Genomic DNA, 14,753 nt, shown 5'->3' on the forward strand with positions numbered 1-14,753 from the left:
CCAAATATGGCGCATCGCGACGCCGGTTACACAAGAGGTGTCCATCTCATCATCCATGGCATTTCACGGTCGTGGGAGGTTGCTTCCATTCGACAGCAGGGAGTCATGATGACTGAAACGGCATTACAGGCGGCCGCCTGTCAGGCCCTGAGCCTGATGGATCTGACCAGCCTCAACGACGACGACACCGAAGCAGGCATCATCGCGCTGTGCAGGGCGGCCGATACGCCGTTCGGTACTCCGGCCGCGGTCTGCATCTATCCGCGTTTTATCGAGGTTGCGCGTCAGGCCCTGAATGAACGGGGGATCTCGGGGCGGGTCGGCATTGCCACCGTCACCAATTTTCCCCACGGTCATGACGATATCGAACTTGCCGTGCGGGAAACCCGCGCGGCGGTGGCGGCCGGCGCCGACGAGGTGGATCTGGTGTTCCCCTGGCGGGCTCTGCTGGCGGGGAATGAACAGGTGGGGCTGATGATGGTCCGCGCCTGCAGGGCCGCCTGTGGTGAGGCCACACTCAAGGTGATTATCGAAAGCGGGGAGCTGCAGGAGCCTCGCGTTATCCGGCGGGCCGCCGAGCTTGCCATCGAAGGCGGGGCCGATTTTATCAAAACCTCCACCGGCAAGGTGCCGGTTAATGCCACTCTGGCGTCCGCCGATGTTATGCTTAAGGCGATACGCGACTCGGGCCAGGATGTCGGCTTCAAGGCCGCCGGCGGCGTACGGACCGCCGAAGACGCGCAGCAATATCTGCGGCTGGCCGCCAACGTCATGGGGGCCGACTGGATCAACCCTCGCCATTTTCGCTTCGGCGCTTCCAGCCTGCTCGATAATCTGCTGCAGACACTGGGCGAGGGTGATGCGAGGGCGCAAGAAACCGGCTACTGATACGGTCTCCTTGGTGGCGGACAGGTAGCTGGCTACCCATGGGGCCGGTCACCATTCATGGCCGGGTATTGATGATGACAAGTCACCTGGAGACAGAATGAAACGTGCAATAGTGCTGGTACTCGACTCCTTTGGCATTGGCGCCTCGGCCGATGCCGCCCGCTTCGGTGACGAAGGGGCCGACACCCTGGGGCATATCGCCGCGGCCTGCAACCGGGGCGAGGCGGACAAGGGACGAAAGGGGCCGCTCAGTCTGCCCCATCTCGCCCGGCTTGGCCTTTTTCACGCGCACCGGGACAGCACCGGCCAGGTGGCCGAGGGGGTCACCCTGCCCACCGAAGTCACCGGCAGCTACGGCTACGCCCAGGAGCTGTCTTCCGGCAAGGATACCCCTTCCGGCCACTGGGAACTCGCCGGGGTGCCGGTGCTGTTCGACTGGGGGTATTTTCTCGATATCGACAACAGTTTTCCCCCGTCACTGCTCGACGAGCTGATCGAGCGGGCTCGTCTGCCCGGCATTCTGGGCAACAGCCATGCCTCGGGTACCACCATCCTCGAGCAGCTGGGTGAAGAGCATATCAGGAGCGGCAAGCCTATCTGCTACACCTCGGCCGACTCGGTATTTCAGATTGCCTGTCATGAAGACCACTTTGGCCTGGAACGGCTCTATGAATTGTGCGAACTCGCCCGCGAGTTGCTGATGCCTTACAACATCGGTCGGGTCATCGCCCGGCCGTTTACCGGCGAATGCGCCGCCGACTTTGCCCGCACCGGCAATCGACGGGATTACAGCATTGCGCCGCCGGCCCCGACGGTACTGCAGAAGCTGGTGGAAGAAAAAAATGGCGAGGTGGTGTCGATCGGCAAGATAGCGGATATCTATGCCCACTTCGGCATCACCCGCAAGGTCAAGGCCACCGGCATGGATGCACTGTTCGATGCCACCCTGAACGAGCTCGAGCGGGCCGGTGACCGCACCCTGATCATGACCAACTTCGTCGATTTCGACTCCAGCTTCGGTCATCGCCGCAACATCGCCGGCTATGCGGCCGAGCTGGAAGCCTTCGACCGCCGTTTGCCCGAGCTGCTGGCCAGGCTGCAACCGGACGATCTGCTGATCATGACGGCGGATCATGGCTGTGATCCCACCTGGGTGGGCACCGAGCATACCCGTGAACATATTCCGGTGATCTGCCTTGGTGGCGGGCTCGAACCCGGCTCCCTCGGCGGGCGCGATACCTTCGCCGACGTCGGTCAGAGTCTGGCACGGTACTTCGGCACCAGCCCCATGGATTACGGCTCGTCGTTTTTGCAAGACTGAGCACTGCAGGAGCAGCGCACCATCATGCAGCGAGCCTATCTTTCAAGCGGATGCCTGGTTAATCGCCTCGCTGCGTTCACGTTTTACCAACAAAGGAACCCGTAACCCATGGCGACTCCCCATATCAATGCCGAACGCGGCGACTTTGCCGACACCGTACTGATGCCGGGCGACCCGCTGCGCGCCCGCTATATTGCCGATACTTTCCTGTCCAACGTCAGGCAGGTGAATCAGGTACGTAACATGCTCGGCTTTACCGGTACCTACAAAGGCCGGGCCATTTCGGTGATGGGCCACGGCATGGGCATTCCCTCGGTATCCATCTATGCCAAGGAGCTGATCACCGAATTTGGCGTCAACACCCTGATACGGGTCGGCTCCTGTGGTGCCGTTCGCGATGATGTGGCGCTCCGGGATCTGGTGATTGGCCTGGGTGCCAGTACCGACTCCAGGGTCAATCGTATCCGTTTCATGGAGCATGACTTTGCGGCCCTGGCCGACTTCGAGCTGGTCACCCGGGCGGTGGCGGCGGCCAAGATCTGTGGCGTTCCGGTCCGGGTGGGTAATATCTTCTCGGCCGACCTGTTCTATTCGCCCCAGCCCGAGCTGTTCGAATTGATGAAAGACTACGGCATTCTGGGGGTGGAGATGGAAGCGGCAGGGCTGTACGGTGTGGCCGCCGAATACGGCGCCCGCGCGCTGACCATCTGTACCGTGTCCGACCACATACTGCGGCACGAAGCATTGAGCTCCGATGAACGCGAGACCAGCTTCAACGACATGATGGAGGTGGCGCTGGAGTCGGTGCTCCTGGGCGACTCAGCCTGAATGCTTCGCCGGCGGTGAGGTGTTCGCCACCCGCTGCCGGCCTTGCCGCCGGCGTTTTAGCCCCAGGCCTGCCAGTATGCCCAGCAGAGCACTGAGCGGCAGCAGCCAGCTCAGGTGATGCAGCAGCTGTTGCCAGATACCGCGTTGCGCTACCGTCAGGTCCGAGGGGGCCAGTTGCAGGCGCAGGAAGCCGACCGGCCTGTCTTCCTGATACAGCGGCCGGATGTAGGGCGACTCCCCTTCCTTGATGAGGCCGGAGCCTGCCAGTAGCTGTCCGCTACCATCATAGAGCTGGGCTGCCATCACCAGTCTGGCGCTGAGCAATTCATCCACCAGCTGACGCTGGCTCTCGTTGTCTTTTGTCTGCAGGGCTCGAATCGCCTGCAGCTCGGCGTAATCCGCGAGCGGTCCGGCGAGGGTGCGCTGGGGCAGCTGGCGCCAGCGTTGTCCCAGCTCGGTCACTTGCAGCCATTGCCAGCCGGTGAACGACACCAGCAGCAGGATCAGTAACCCTGGCAGGGTTTTGTATATAACAGGGAGAACTTTCCGCATAGTGACCAATATTGTCTCTTGCCTGGCGAAAAAGCAATACGCTACCCTGAGCGCCGGTTTTTGTGAAGATAGGAACTCCAAGTGGCACTGTTAATGGACGTTTTACCCGAGAAGGTGCGCGACTGGGCACCGATGCTGTCTGGCGGCACTCATCTCTGGCAGCAGGGGCAGCTCACGCCCGGACAACTGGCGGAGTCCGGCGGGCATCTGGTGCTGCTGGCAGAGCAGCTGGAAAAATCCGCGCTGCACCACAGCCTGAAGATACTGGACGAAGAAGGCGTGATCGTAGAAGTCTCCGGGGTGAAGCTGGTTGCAGAGCGGGATCTGCTTAGCCTGCGCTTGTCTGCCTGGTCACCGGCGCTCAAGGCGCGTCTGCAAGCGGTGGCCGATGGCTGGGATCTGGCGTGTGTTCCCGCCCTGCCACAGGCGGATACCATGGGGCTGGTGCTGATGGACATGGACTCCACCGCTATCCAGATGGAGTGTATCGATGAAATCGCCCTCCTGGCCGGGGTGGGAGAAGAAGTGGCCGCCGTTACCCGGGCGGCGATGGAAGGGGCTTTGCCGTTTTCCGAAAGCCTGCGCCGGCGGGTCAAGGCGCTGAGCGGTGCCGATGCCGCCATTATCGAGCAGGTTATCGCTCGTATGCCACTGATGCCGGGTCTGATTACCCTGGTCGAGGGGCTGAAAGCCATGGGCTGGAAGGTGGCGCTGGCTTCTGGTGGCTTCACGCCCTTTACCGGTCACCTGCAGCAAACACTGGGTCTGGATGCAGCCTTTGCCAATACCCTGGAAATTCGCGATGGGCGCCTGACCGGTGAAGTGCTTGGCGATATCGTGGATGCCGAAGCCAAGGCCCGGATCCTGGTTGAGCTGGCCGAGCAATATGATATTCCCATCAGCCAGACGGTTGCCATTGGCGATGGTGCCAATGACCTGTTGATGCTGGCTCAGGCCGGCCTGGGCGTCGCCTTGCACGCCAAGCCGCTGGTACAGGAAAAGGCGCCGGTGTGCCTTAACCGGCTGAGCCTTGAAGGGGTGCTGGGGTTGCTGCAGGCGCGTTGAGTGTCTGCCGCCACCTGACCATGTCGGTGATGTCAAAGACCTGGCCCAGGGCGGACAACTCCGCCAGTTGTCGTTCCAGCTGCTGGGCCTTGTGCAGAGACGTCTGAGTCAGCTTGTTCCATTCGGGTACGAAATAATCCAGTTGCCGCAGTTGCAGGCGATTGACGATAAGCAGGCTGACTCTAAGCTCCCTGGCCTGGCGGGGATCCAGCAAAAAAGCACGCTGACTGGCATCCGGGTTCATTCGGTGCCACTGCTTTTCGCTGCTATCTGCCGCCACGGCGGTCCAGATTTCGAGACACTGGTGGCTGTTCCCGTCCGGGCGCAGCAGTTGGGAGAATATGGACTGCAGTTGCTGGCGCGATACCAACCGGCTGAAATGAGCCTGCTGGTCGTCGTTGGATAAAAACGTCATCAGCTCGCCCTGCGAGGGGCTGGCGATGGCGCCCTGTACATAAAATCCCCCTTCGTTGCGGCCCAGCATAAAGGTGGGGGCCGAGAGCTGTTGCAGGGCCTGGCGAGCAAGCCAGGTCAGCCAGGCCGGGGCGTGGGCGGTGTCCGGCCGGGCGCGCAGTTTGTCCTGATTCTGTTCGAGCAGGGCGGAGAAGAACTGAAAGCCCGGGTGAGCCTCCTCCTTGCCCTCGATACGCAGATGCAGGATCTTGCCGTTACCACTCTGGTTGACGACCCGGTAGGGCAGGTTTTTCAGTTTCCACTTGCGGCTGCGTGTACTTAGCTCGGTCAGGTTGATGTCAACCAGACAGGGAAGATCGAGTCGTACCGGCTCGTCCAGAATTATTTTTATGCCGCTGTTGGACACGTCTTCCGTGTGTCCGGGTTTAACTTGCCCGGCGATGGTCAGCTCCACCACACTCTGATATTTGAAACGGACTTCCCGTCGTTTGGACGCCTGCTGAGCCAGAGGGGTCACGCTGATCTTGCGTGGCCGGGCCTGACGGATAAAGGGAGCCAGTTGCTGGATTTTGACCTCGGCAGGGACCGGTGCGATTAACGCCGGCAGTGGCGTCAGCCAGAGCTGCCATTTCAGTTGCTGCAAGCGGCGTACACTCTGTTGATCCAGCGCTTCGGTATCCTGATCGGTAAAGTCCAGCGGGCGAATGCTCAGATAATAGCTGTGCAGGGTACCGGCCCGCAGCCCTTCGTTAATAAACACGGAATAGGCCTGATGCCGTTCCAGTTCATGCTGGTCGGCGACAAAGTGGAACCGCTGGCTCTGGCCATGATAGTGGAAGTAATACAGCAACAGGGGGCGCAGGGGCTGGCGCCCCATCTGTAATATCCGTTCTGGAGGCAGCAGGGTGGTCAGCAGATCGCCGGGGGCGTCTTGCTGCCAGGTGGTCAGGGTTTTGCCGTGGTGTCGGTTGCTCAGGATTTTCTGCAATTCGCCCTGCCCATCAAAAAACAGCGGCAGGCTGAGGCTGTTGTCCAGCAGGACTCGTCCCCAGCAGTGAGAGCGTGCCGTGCTGTACAGATCTTCCGCATCCAGACCGTACCGAGGGCGCTTTTGCTCGATAAACCGGGTCAGCGCCTCTTGCATGTCGTCGTCTGCGTCCATGCGCCGCATCTTGAGACGCTCCGGCTCGTCCGGACTCTGGTTCAGATGATAGCGTCTGGGTGTGGACAGACAGCCGAACCCGGGCAACTGGCCGAGTTCGGGGAAGGACACCATGATCTGCTCTGGCAGGCGCCGGGCGTAGGGCATCTGCACCAGCAGGCCGTTTGCGGAAATGTCCAGGCTGTTGCCCTGCAATGTCTCATCTTGCAGGTGCAGCCGGACCGGCGTCACGAAGCGCAGGCGGTTTTCCTTGCGCCGGGTGCCTGCGCCGGCTGCTGCCAGGGGGAAGTATTGAACTGGGCGGGTTGTTTGCGCAGGGCTGCCAGCTCGGCAAGCAGTGCTTCGTACAGGCCGCGGGTGTATTCTCCGTTGAATTCCTCAAGCAGTACCTTGAAACGGCGCTCCAGAGGCTCCGGCAGCATGTGATCCAGGCCCTGATGGCGTACCAGCTGACACTGCTCCGGAAACAGGCTGCGCAGATCCAGTACGCGTAGACAGGGGCTGGTGAGGCGACGAACCTCTGCCTGTAGCTTGAAGCGAGTCTGACTGTCGGCGGTGGGCAACAGGTTATCCAGTAGTCCATCCAGATCGTGGTGGTAGCTGAGGGAGACCAGTTTATCGAGCAGGGGCTTGTAGGGGCTGAGATCCATCTTTGCCTGGGGTTGAGTGGGTGAAAAACTTGGTCCAGTATAACAGCTCGTTAATGAATGAGTGAGTATGCATGGCCAAGTCCAAAACGGCATTTGTCTGTGGTGAATGTGGTGGCGAGTTTCCCCGCTGGCAGGGACAGTGTTCCGAGTGCAAGGAGTGGAACACCATCAGCGAAATCCGGCTGGCCCCGGCGGCCTCTGCCGGCCGCAACAGTCGTTTTTCCGGTTATGCCGGTGCCCAGGACAGCAAGGTGCAAACCTTGGATGAGATTTCGCTGACCGAGATCCCCCGTATCAACAGTGGCTTCAAAGAGCTGGATCGGGTGCTGGGCGGCGGCATGGTTGCCGGATCGGCGATTCTGATTGGCGGTAATCCGGGCGCGGGCAAGAGTACCCTGTTGCTGCAGGTGATGTGCGGCCTTGCCAGCCGAATGAAGACGCTTTATGTCACCGGTGAAGAATCCCTGCAGCAGGTGGCGATGCGGGCCCAGCGCCTGGGGTTGCCGCGGGATCAGCTGCGCATGCTGTCGGAAACCAGCGTCGAGCAGATCTGTCATACCGCCCGGGAGGAACGGCCGGCGGTGATGGTGATCGACTCCATTCAGGTGATGCACGTGGCGGAGGTGCAGTCGGCACCGGGGTCGGTGAGCCAGGTGCGAGAGGCGGCGGCCCAGCTGACCCGTTTTGCCAAGCAGCAGGGGGTGGTGATCCTGATGGTGGGCCATGTAACCAAAGATGGCTCTCTGGCCGGCCCCAAGGTGCTGGAACACTGTATCGACTGTTCAATCCTGCTGGACGGTGCCAGCGACAGCCGCTTTCGGACGCTGCGCAGCCACAAGAACCGCTTCGGGGCGGTGAATGAGCTGGGGGTGTTTGCCATGACCGAAACCGGCATGAAAGAAGTCAGCAACCCTTCGGCCATTTTTCTGAGTCGGGGTGAAGAGCAGACCACGGGATCCGTGGTGATGGTGATCTGGGAAGGCACCCGGCCCCTGTTGGTGGAGTTGCAGGCGCTGGTGGATTATTCCCAGCTGGCCAACCCTCGGCGGGTCACCGTCGGCCTGGAGCATAACCGGCTGGCCATGCTGCTAGCGGTGTTGCACCGTCACGGCGGCTTGCAGATGGCGGATCAGGATGTGTTCGTCAACGTCGTCGGTGGGGTGCGGGTCGAAGATACCAGCGCCGATCTGGCGCTGTTGCTGTCGCTGGTGTCGAGCTTTCGCGACAAGGCCTTGCCTCAGGAGCTGGTGGTATTCGGGGAAGTGGGGCTGTCGGGAGAAATTCGCCCGGTGCCGTCGGGTCAGGAGCGGCTGATGGAAGCGGCCAAACATGGTTTTACCCGAGCCATAGTGCCCTGGGCCAACCGGCCCAAGCAGGCGCCCGCAGGCATGGAGGTGATCGCCGTCAAGAAACTGGACGAGGCGCTTGAAGCGCTGTAATCCGGTGAGCGGCTAGTCTTCGGTCACCAATTGCGCCAGCTGGCGCTGAAGCAGCGACTCGTCGGCCAGGTTGAGCTCAATCAGCCGGCGCAGATGCCCCGCGCTGTCGATATCCAGCTGCAGGCATTCCAGCCCTATGTAGCCGTCCCGGTGATAGCGCTGGCGGGCCTTCATGATGATACGCTGGCCGTGACCGTCCAGTGACAGTTGCAGCTCGTATTCGTCGCCGTCCTGCCCTGGCCAGTTGTCATTCACCGTGGTCAGGGCGCCGTGCAGGGAGAGGTCATGCACCCGGGTCGGATAATGATGGCCGCTGGCGTCGATCAACCAGGCTCCCGCCTCGAAACCGATGCGTGCAAACAGTCGGCGTTCAGCCATGGGGTGCTCCTGTTCAGGCCGGTTCGGCTTTGCCGGTATCCAGATGATCCACCAGTGAAATGGCCGATACCAGCCGATCTTCAAGCTCAAACCGTTCTTCGAGTATTTCACCGAGTTGGCTGAGATCGCCATCCAGTTCCATCAGGGTGTCTTCACTGGCCTGGGTATATTTGTCATGAAAGTTCAGCGCCTCATCGGTATTTTTCTTGATGAGCGGATAGATGCGTTCGGCCAGCACGCGAGCATTACCCCGGGCCGCTTCATAGGCGGCCACCACATAATCGTAGATTTCAAAGTGACCGGTGCAGACATAGTCGACCAGCTGGCCACAAAACTCCACCAGCTCTTCTTCGGTCGGCAGTGTCTTCTTGTCGGTGGACAGGCGGATATATTCGACCAGCAGGTTCTGGCGGGCATTGATAAAGGTATCCAGCGCCTGGTGCTTGCCGGCCAGCTGAGCCTTGGTTTGTTCCATTTTCCTGAGCATGATTCCCTCCTTGGGCTACCTGAGCAGGTGGCTACCCTCATCATTAAAGAAAAGCGCGGCACAGGTCAATAGGTGTACCAGCAACTTGGGCGCCGGGTCGCTATTATCCTTGTGGTCCCCTCATCCGTTGCGGTGGTGCTCACGCAGTTTTTCCGATTGTGGTATCTGATGTTACAATGCGGACAATTTGCCACCTGATCTGGAACGACGGGATGAAACCACTTAAGAATGACAGTTACTTACGCGCCCTTTCACGCCAGCCGACGGACTATACCCCGGTATGGATGATGCGCCAGGCGGGCCGCTATCTGCCCGAATACAAGGCGACCCGGGCTCAGGCCGGTGACTTTATGTCGCTGTGCAAGAATGCCGAACTGGCCTGCGAGGTAACGCTGCAACCGTTGCGCCGGTTCCCACTCGATGCGGCTATCCTGTTTTCCGATATTCTGACCATTCCCGATGCCATGGGGCTGGGACTGTACTTCGAGACCGGAGAAGGCCCCAAGTTCGAGCGGCCGATAGCTTCCATGGCCGATGTGCAGAAAATCGGTATTCCGGATCCGGAAGGCGAGCTGGGTTACGTGATGAATGCGGTGCGTACCATCCGCCGTGAACTGCAGGGCGAAGTGCCGCTGATCGGCTTCTCCGGCAGCCCCTGGACCCTGGCCACCTATATGGTGGAAGGCGGCAGCTCCAAGGCCTTCACCAAAATCAAGAAAATGATGTATGCGGATCCTCAGGCCCTGCATCTGCTGCTCGACAAGCTGGCCGACAGCGTGACCAGCTACCTCAACGCCCAGGTGGCGGCCGGTGCCCAGTCACTGATGATCTTCGATACCTGGGGTGGCGTGTTGACCCCGCGTGACTACAATGACTTCTCGCTGCAGTACATGGCCAAGATAGTCGATGGTCTGACCCGCGAAAACGAAGGTCGCCGGGTACCGGTGACCCTGTTTACCAAAAACGGTGGCCAGTGGCTGGAAGCGATTGCCGCTACCGGCTGTGATGCGGTGGGCCTGGACTGGACCATCAATATTGCCGATGCCAAGCGCCGCATCGGCGACAAGGTGGCACTGCAGGGCAACATGGATCCTTCCATGCTCTATGCACCCATTCCCCGCATCGAACAGGAAGTGGCGACCATTCTGGAAGGCTTTGGTGAAGGCCCCGGCCATGTCTTCAACCTGGGTCATGGCATTCATCTGGATGTGGATCCGGAGCATGCCGGCGCCTTTATCGAGTCGGTACACCGCCTGTCCCGGCCGTATCACGCCAAGTAAGAGCTCGATGGAGCATCCGGTAATAAAAAAGCGCCTTGAAGGCGCTTTTTTCATGGGATGATGCTGCCGGTCAGCCGGCAAATTCCCGCTTGTATTTCTCCACGGTCGCGAGGAAGGTTTTCTTCTCGGTACCGGCCAGGCCATCGGCCATCGGCAACTTGACCTGCATGGCGTCCACGGCTCTGTTGTTGACGTGGAATTCGTAATGCAGGTGCGGACCGGTGGAACGACCGGTGTTGCCGGATAGAGCAATACGCTGGCCTCGGCGCACGGTGTCACCCTGTTTGACCAGAAACTTGCTGAGGTGCAGGAAGCGCGTGGTGTACTGGCGACCATGACGGATAACCAGATAGTTGCCGGCCAGACGATGGCGCACGGCCTTGACGACGACACCATCGCCCGGCGCCAGCACCGGTGTGCCTGTCGGTACTGCAAAGTCGGTGCCCTTGTGGGGTTGGACCCGTCCGGTAATGGGGTGTTTGCGGCTCAGGTTGAAGTTGGAGCTGAGCCGGGCATGACGTTCCAGCGGAATACGAATGAAGCCCCGTTCCAGGCTTTCGCCCTTGTCATCGTAAAACTTGCCATCTTCGTGGCGAAAGGCGTAATAGGTACGGCCCTTGTTGGTGAGTTCCACCGCCTGCAGTTCGGATTTTCCGGTGCTCTGACCCTCCACGTATTCACGCTGTACCAGCACCTTGAAGCTGTCGCCCTGGCGCAGATCCTTGGCGAAGTTGAGCTGCCACTGGAACAGGTTGGCGACCCGCTGGATCTGACTGGCAGACAGGCCGGCATTTCGGGCACTGATATAAAAGCTGCCGTTGATCACACCGCTCAGGGCCCGGCTTTCCCAGTTGCTTTCTTCGGTTCTGAGCCGGCTCTGGTAGCCATCGCCATCGCGGGTAAAGATACGGGTATGCAGCAGATCCCGCTTGATCTTGAACTCCTGCAGCAAATTGTCTTCATCGAGCAGCAGCGACAGGGTCTGACCGGGCTTGATGCCGTCGAGAGCTTTACCCTTGTCGGCGTCCAGCAATTTGTACATGGTGGCCAGGGGCAGTCCCAGGCCATTGAAAATGGTACTCAGGGTATCGCCATTTTGTACCACGTATTCCTGCCATTCGGGTTCGGTGGAGGCGATTTCATCCAGGGCATCGACCGGTTCAATCGGGCCGATATCATCGCTGGGCAGGGTATAGAATTCGGTGTTGTCGACCTGCTCTTTGGCGGCTTTCTGCGGCAGGTTCAGGCTGGCCGGGATGCTGATCCTGACCGGTTGTTCGCTCATGTTGTGAGGGGAAGGCAGCATCACGGTGGTGAGCAGGGTCAGGCCGCTGAGAAAGACGATACCGTACAGATGCCGTTTGGGTAATGATACCGGTATGCCTTGCAGTCTGGATTGTATCGGGCGGAGAGGATTCATCCGGATTACCTGTGCCTGTTAGTTGCTGAAAAATGAATGCAAAAAACCGTTTTATCCATCTAAACATAGAGCCAAAGATAATAAAACGGTTAATATTTATCACCAAATGGTCCATTCGAGCGAGACCACCGTGGTTAGTGCATGGTGCAGTAATTAAGTTCCATACTATACCGGACTTTTATTCCATTTTTTAGGGTTCATTCAGCAAGCATGCGGCCATGGCGTTGGCCAGCTGCTGCATAAAATCAAAGTAGCCCTGGGGACCGGGCTCGATAGCGGCCCCAAGGGGGTCCAGTACGCCGGTGCGGGCGCCGGTATTGCGTACCACCGCTTCAATTACCGCCGGCCGGAACTGGGGTTCGGCAAAGACACACTGTGCCCTAGACTGCTTCAGCGCCTGGTGAATATTGGTCAGGGTTCTGGCACCGGGGGAGCGTTCCGGGTTCACGGTAAAATACCCGAGTGACGGCAACCGGTAATGGTCTTCCCAGTATCCATAGGCGTCGTGGAACACGAAGTAACCGATGCCGGCGGCCGGGGCCAGTCGGGCGGCCACCTGACGGTCGGTTTCTTCCAGCCCGGCCCGGAAGGCGGCCAGGTTTTTCCGGTATCGCTCGCCATTGGCCGGATCAAGCTGGCTCAGACGCTCGGCCAGCAGGGTCGCCATTTTTTCTGCGTGATGGGGATCGAGCCAGATATGAGTGTCCAGCTCGCCATGATGATGATCGTGTTCGTCGTCATGGTTTCCGGCCGTGATTTTATCGCTATCATGGTCTGCATGGTCTGCATGGTCTGCATGGTCTGCATGGTCTGCATGGTCTGCATGGTCTGCATGGTCTGCATGATCATCGATGTCGATCTGCGCCATCAATGGCAGGCTGTTGGGCTGGCTGGCGAGCAGCGGAGTCAGAAAGCCTTCCAGTTCGGGACCGATCCAGACCACCAGATCCGCCTGCTTGATCCTGCGCACATCGGATGGGCGCAGGGCGTAATCATGGGGGGAACTGCCCGGAGGCAACAGCAGCTCGGGGGCGGGACCGCCCTCGGTGATGGCACTGGCAATCAGTTGCAGTGGCTTGATGGTGGTCAGCACTTCCATGGCGCGGGCCTGGCCGCTCTGCAGCAGGGACAGCGTCAGCAACAGGGGCGATGCCAGTAAAAACAGGGCTCTCATGATGGGTTTCGTCCGGATTGGTGATAGAGTTCGGCAAGCAGGCAATGTTATAATATTACAAATTGAGATGTAAAGGCGTTAAGCGAATGACCAAGCTGGTTGAACTGACCGACGTCGGGCTGGAAATCGAGGGTAATGTCATTCTCGAACGAATTTCACTGACCCTGAACCGTGGCGAAATACTGACCATTGTCGGACCTAACGGCGCCGGCAAGAGCTCGCTGATGAAACTGGTGCTGCGCCTGAACGAAGGCAATACCGGCCGGTTGTGGCGCAAGCCGGGGCTGCGCATCGGCTATGTGCCGCAAAAATTGCACCTCGACCCGGTACTGCCATTGACCGTGGCCCGTTTCATGAGCCTGTCGCATGGTCGTCGGTTGACGGTGGCTCAGGCGCTGGCCAGGGTAGGGGCCGAGCGATTGGCCGAGCGGGCCATGCAGGCGTTATCCGGCGGTGAAATGCAGCGTATCCTGCTGGCGCGAGCGCTGATGATGGAGCCGGAATTACTGATCCTGGACGAGCCCGCCCAGGGGGTGGACGTGCATGGACAGACCGAGCTTTATACCCTGATCAAGCAGCTTAGCGACGAGTTGCAGTGCGGCGTGCTGATGGTGTCTCACGACCTGCACCTGGTGATGGCGAGTACCCACAGAGTCATTTGTCTGAACCAGCATATCTGTTGTCATGGCGAGCCGGAACAGGTGGCGCGTCATCCCGAGTTTGCCCGTTTGTTTGGTCGGCCGGAGCTGGCCCAGCTGGCGGTGTACACCCACCATCATGATTGTGACGAAGACCACCACGGAGACGTAAGCCATGTGGGATAGTTTTCTGCTGTATGCCCTGTTGGCCGGGTTGGGCATCGCCCTGCTGGCGGGTCCGCTCGGCAGTTTTGTGGTCTGGCGACGGATGGCCTATTTCGGCGATACCCTGGCCCATTCTTCTCTGCTGGGGGTGGCCCTGGGCCTGTTGCTGCACATAGATCTGACCCTGGCGGTGCTGGTGTCTTGTCTGTGTCTGGGCATCTTGCTGGCGGCGTTGCAGCGGGCCAGCTGGTTGGCCACCGATACCCTGCTCGGCATTCTGGCCCACACCGCCCTCTCACTCGGACTGGTGGCACTGGCCTTTATGGATAATGTACGGGTCGATCTGATGGCCTATCTGTTCGGAGACCTGCTGGCGATCCAGTTGACGGATCTGTACTGGATCTACGGTGGTGGCCTGGTGCTGCTATTGATCCTGCGCCGTTTCTGGAGCCAGTTGCTGTCCATTACCGTCAGCGAGGAGCTGGCGCGGGTGGAGGGGATACGAGTCGAGCCGCTTAAATTATTGTTACTGCTGATGATAAGCGTGTTGATCGCGGTGGCGATGAAATTTGTGGGGGCACTGATCATCACCTCCCTGCTGATCATTCCCGCCGCCACCGCCCGTCGTTTCAGTCGCACGCCGGAGCAGATGGCATTGTATGCCAGTGGCCTGGGGATGCTGGCAGTGATCGGAGGATTACAGTTGTCATTCAGTCACGATACCCCCGCCGGCCCCTCGGTGGTGGTGGTGGCCGCCACCTTGTTCCTGCTATCGCAACTGGTACCGAAACGGGGCTGAGAGCACAGCTGTATATGGTTATCGCTCTGCTGCGCAGAGCCCGCCGGCTAAAGCGGCGTCTACAAGGACAGGGTGTGGTTTTGTAGGCGCCAC

The 14,753-nt window shown here is 59.8% G+C and carries 15 protein-coding genes; 8 read left to right on the plus strand and 7 right to left on the minus strand.

Going from position 1 to position 14,753, the window contains the following annotated elements; genetic code table 11:
- Positions 1 to 108 precede the first annotated feature (108 nt).
- From deoC to deoD, 3 genes are all read left to right on the plus strand, one after another.
- The gene (gene deoC, locus BFR47_RS02350; RefSeq protein WP_071471664.1) at positions 109 to 888 is read left to right on the plus strand and encodes a deoxyribose-phosphate aldolase; all 780 of its coding nucleotides are present in this window, start codon (positions 109 to 111) and stop codon (positions 886 to 888) included.
- 97 nt (positions 889 to 985) lie between these two features.
- Positions 986 to 2,209 carry a phosphopentomutase gene (locus tag BFR47_RS02355; protein WP_071471582.1) on the plus strand — a complete coding sequence of 408 codons (1,224 nt, stop codon included), beginning with the start codon at positions 986 to 988 and terminating at the stop codon, positions 2,207 to 2,209.
- Between the two features lie 108 nt (positions 2,210 to 2,317).
- On the plus strand, positions 2,318 to 3,037 hold the full coding sequence (gene deoD, locus BFR47_RS02360) for a purine-nucleoside phosphorylase (protein ID WP_071471583.1): 720 nt from the start codon (positions 2,318 to 2,320) through the stop codon (positions 3,035 to 3,037).
- Here the strand turns inward: deoD and BFR47_RS02365 are convergent.
- Positions 3,029 to 3,589, minus strand: a complete 561-nt coding sequence (locus tag BFR47_RS02365; protein WP_071471584.1) for a hypothetical protein — start codon at positions 3,587 to 3,589, stop codon at positions 3,029 to 3,031. The genes deoD and BFR47_RS02365 overlap by 9 nt on opposite strands.
- Before the next feature lie 87 nt (positions 3,590 to 3,676).
- Between BFR47_RS02365 and serB the strand changes: the two genes are divergently transcribed.
- Positions 3,677 to 4,654 carry a phosphoserine phosphatase SerB gene (serB, locus tag BFR47_RS02370; protein WP_071471665.1) on the plus strand — a complete coding sequence of 326 codons (978 nt, stop codon included), beginning with the start codon at positions 3,677 to 3,679 and terminating at the stop codon, positions 4,652 to 4,654.
- Here serB and BFR47_RS02375 read toward each other — a convergent pair.
- Together BFR47_RS02375 and BFR47_RS18465 are read right to left on the minus strand one after the other, a co-directional pair.
- Positions 4,605 to 6,461 carry a PilZ domain-containing protein gene (locus BFR47_RS02375; protein ID WP_245748767.1) on the minus strand — a complete coding sequence of 619 codons (1,857 nt, stop codon included), beginning with the start codon at positions 6,459 to 6,461 and terminating at the stop codon, positions 4,605 to 4,607. The genes serB and BFR47_RS02375 overlap by 50 nt on opposite strands.
- Positions 6,458 to 6,880, minus strand: coding sequence for a hypothetical protein (locus BFR47_RS18465; RefSeq protein WP_245748768.1), 423 nt, complete (start codon positions 6,878 to 6,880; stop codon positions 6,458 to 6,460). Before BFR47_RS18465 ends, BFR47_RS02375 begins: the two co-directional genes overlap by 4 nt.
- Before the next feature lie 71 nt (positions 6,881 to 6,951).
- On the opposite strand from BFR47_RS18465, the gene radA reads away from it, so the two are divergent.
- Positions 6,952 to 8,319, plus strand: coding sequence for a DNA repair protein RadA (gene radA, locus BFR47_RS02380; RefSeq protein WP_071471585.1), 1,368 nt, complete (start codon positions 6,952 to 6,954; stop codon positions 8,317 to 8,319).
- A 12-nt stretch (positions 8,320 to 8,331) separates the two neighbouring features.
- Here radA and BFR47_RS02385 read toward each other — a convergent pair whose 3' ends face one another.
- Entirely contained in the window at positions 8,332 to 8,697 is a 366-nt protein-coding gene (locus tag BFR47_RS02385) for a PilZ domain-containing protein (protein WP_071471586.1), read from the minus strand.
- 13 nt (positions 8,698 to 8,710) lie between these two features.
- The gene (locus tag BFR47_RS02390) at positions 8,711 to 9,184 is read right to left on the minus strand and encodes an Rsd/AlgQ family anti-sigma factor (RefSeq protein ID WP_071471587.1); all 474 of its coding nucleotides are present in this window, start codon (positions 9,182 to 9,184) and stop codon (positions 8,711 to 8,713) included.
- Between the two features lie 212 nt (positions 9,185 to 9,396).
- Between BFR47_RS02390 and hemE the strand changes: the two genes are divergently transcribed.
- Positions 9,397 to 10,464, plus strand: a complete 1,068-nt coding sequence (gene hemE, locus BFR47_RS02395) for a uroporphyrinogen decarboxylase (protein WP_071471588.1) — start codon at positions 9,397 to 9,399, stop codon at positions 10,462 to 10,464.
- Between the two features lie 70 nt (positions 10,465 to 10,534).
- Here the strand turns inward: hemE and mepM are convergent, their stop codons facing one another.
- Both mepM and znuA read right to left on the minus strand, forming a co-directional pair.
- The gene (mepM, locus tag BFR47_RS02400; RefSeq protein ID WP_071471589.1) at positions 10,535 to 11,884 is read right to left on the minus strand and encodes a murein DD-endopeptidase MepM; all 1,350 of its coding nucleotides are present in this window, start codon (positions 11,882 to 11,884) and stop codon (positions 10,535 to 10,537) included.
- 190 nt (positions 11,885 to 12,074) lie between these two features.
- The gene (gene znuA / locus BFR47_RS02405; RefSeq protein ID WP_071471590.1) at positions 12,075 to 13,058 is read right to left on the minus strand and encodes a zinc ABC transporter substrate-binding protein ZnuA; all 984 of its coding nucleotides are present in this window, start codon (positions 13,056 to 13,058) and stop codon (positions 12,075 to 12,077) included.
- An 86-nt stretch (positions 13,059 to 13,144) separates the two neighbouring features.
- Between znuA and znuC the strand changes: the two genes are divergently transcribed.
- Positions 13,145 to 13,882 carry a zinc ABC transporter ATP-binding protein ZnuC gene (znuC, locus tag BFR47_RS02410; RefSeq protein WP_071471591.1) on the plus strand — a complete coding sequence of 246 codons (738 nt, stop codon included), beginning with the start codon at positions 13,145 to 13,147 and terminating at the stop codon, positions 13,880 to 13,882.
- Positions 13,872 to 14,660, plus strand: a complete 789-nt coding sequence (gene znuB / locus BFR47_RS02415) for a zinc ABC transporter permease subunit ZnuB (protein ID WP_071471592.1) — start codon at positions 13,872 to 13,874, stop codon at positions 14,658 to 14,660. The genes znuC and znuB overlap by 11 nt, the downstream gene beginning before the upstream one ends.
- Positions 14,661 to 14,753: the final 93 nt, after the last annotated feature.

Origin of the sequence: Oceanisphaera psychrotolerans, assembly GCF_001870485.1 — a bacterium.
GTDB classification, from domain to species: Bacteria; Pseudomonadota; Gammaproteobacteria; order Enterobacterales; family Aeromonadaceae; genus Oceanimonas; species Oceanimonas psychrotolerans.

Bases quoted from the DNA above. Each gene is read 5' to 3' on its own strand.
- deoC (WP_071471664.1), top strand. From the start codon at position 109: ATGACTGAAACGGCATTACAGGCGGCCGCCTGTCAGGCCCTGAGCCTG.
- BFR47_RS02355 (WP_071471582.1), top strand. From the start codon at position 986: ATGAAACGTGCAATAGTGCTGGTACTCGACTCCTTTGGCATTGGCGCC.
- deoD (WP_071471583.1), top strand. From the start codon at position 2,318: ATGGCGACTCCCCATATCAATGCCGAACGCGGCGACTTTGCCGACACC.
- BFR47_RS02365 (WP_071471584.1), bottom strand. From the start codon at position 3,589: ATGCGGAAAGTTCTCCCTGTTATATACAAAACCCTGCCAGGGTTACTG.
- BFR47_RS18465 (WP_245748768.1), bottom strand. From the start codon at position 6,880: ATGGATCTCAGCCCCTACAAGCCCCTGCTCGATAAACTGGTCTCCCTC.
- radA (WP_071471585.1), top strand. From the start codon at position 6,952: ATGGCCAAGTCCAAAACGGCATTTGTCTGTGGTGAATGTGGTGGCGAG.
- BFR47_RS02385 (WP_071471586.1), bottom strand. From the start codon at position 8,697: ATGGCTGAACGCCGACTGTTTGCACGCATCGGTTTCGAGGCGGGAGCC.
- BFR47_RS02390 (WP_071471587.1), bottom strand. From the start codon at position 9,184: ATGCTCAGGAAAATGGAACAAACCAAGGCTCAGCTGGCCGGCAAGCAC.
- hemE (WP_071471588.1), top strand. From the start codon at position 9,397: ATGAAACCACTTAAGAATGACAGTTACTTACGCGCCCTTTCACGCCAG.
- mepM (WP_071471589.1), bottom strand. From the start codon at position 11,884: ATGAATCCTCTCCGCCCGATACAATCCAGACTGCAAGGCATACCGGTA.
- znuA (WP_071471590.1), bottom strand. From the start codon at position 13,058: ATGAGAGCCCTGTTTTTACTGGCATCGCCCCTGTTGCTGACGCTGTCC.
- znuC (WP_071471591.1), top strand. From the start codon at position 13,145: ATGACCAAGCTGGTTGAACTGACCGACGTCGGGCTGGAAATCGAGGGT.
- znuB (WP_071471592.1), top strand. From the start codon at position 13,872: ATGTGGGATAGTTTTCTGCTGTATGCCCTGTTGGCCGGGTTGGGCATC.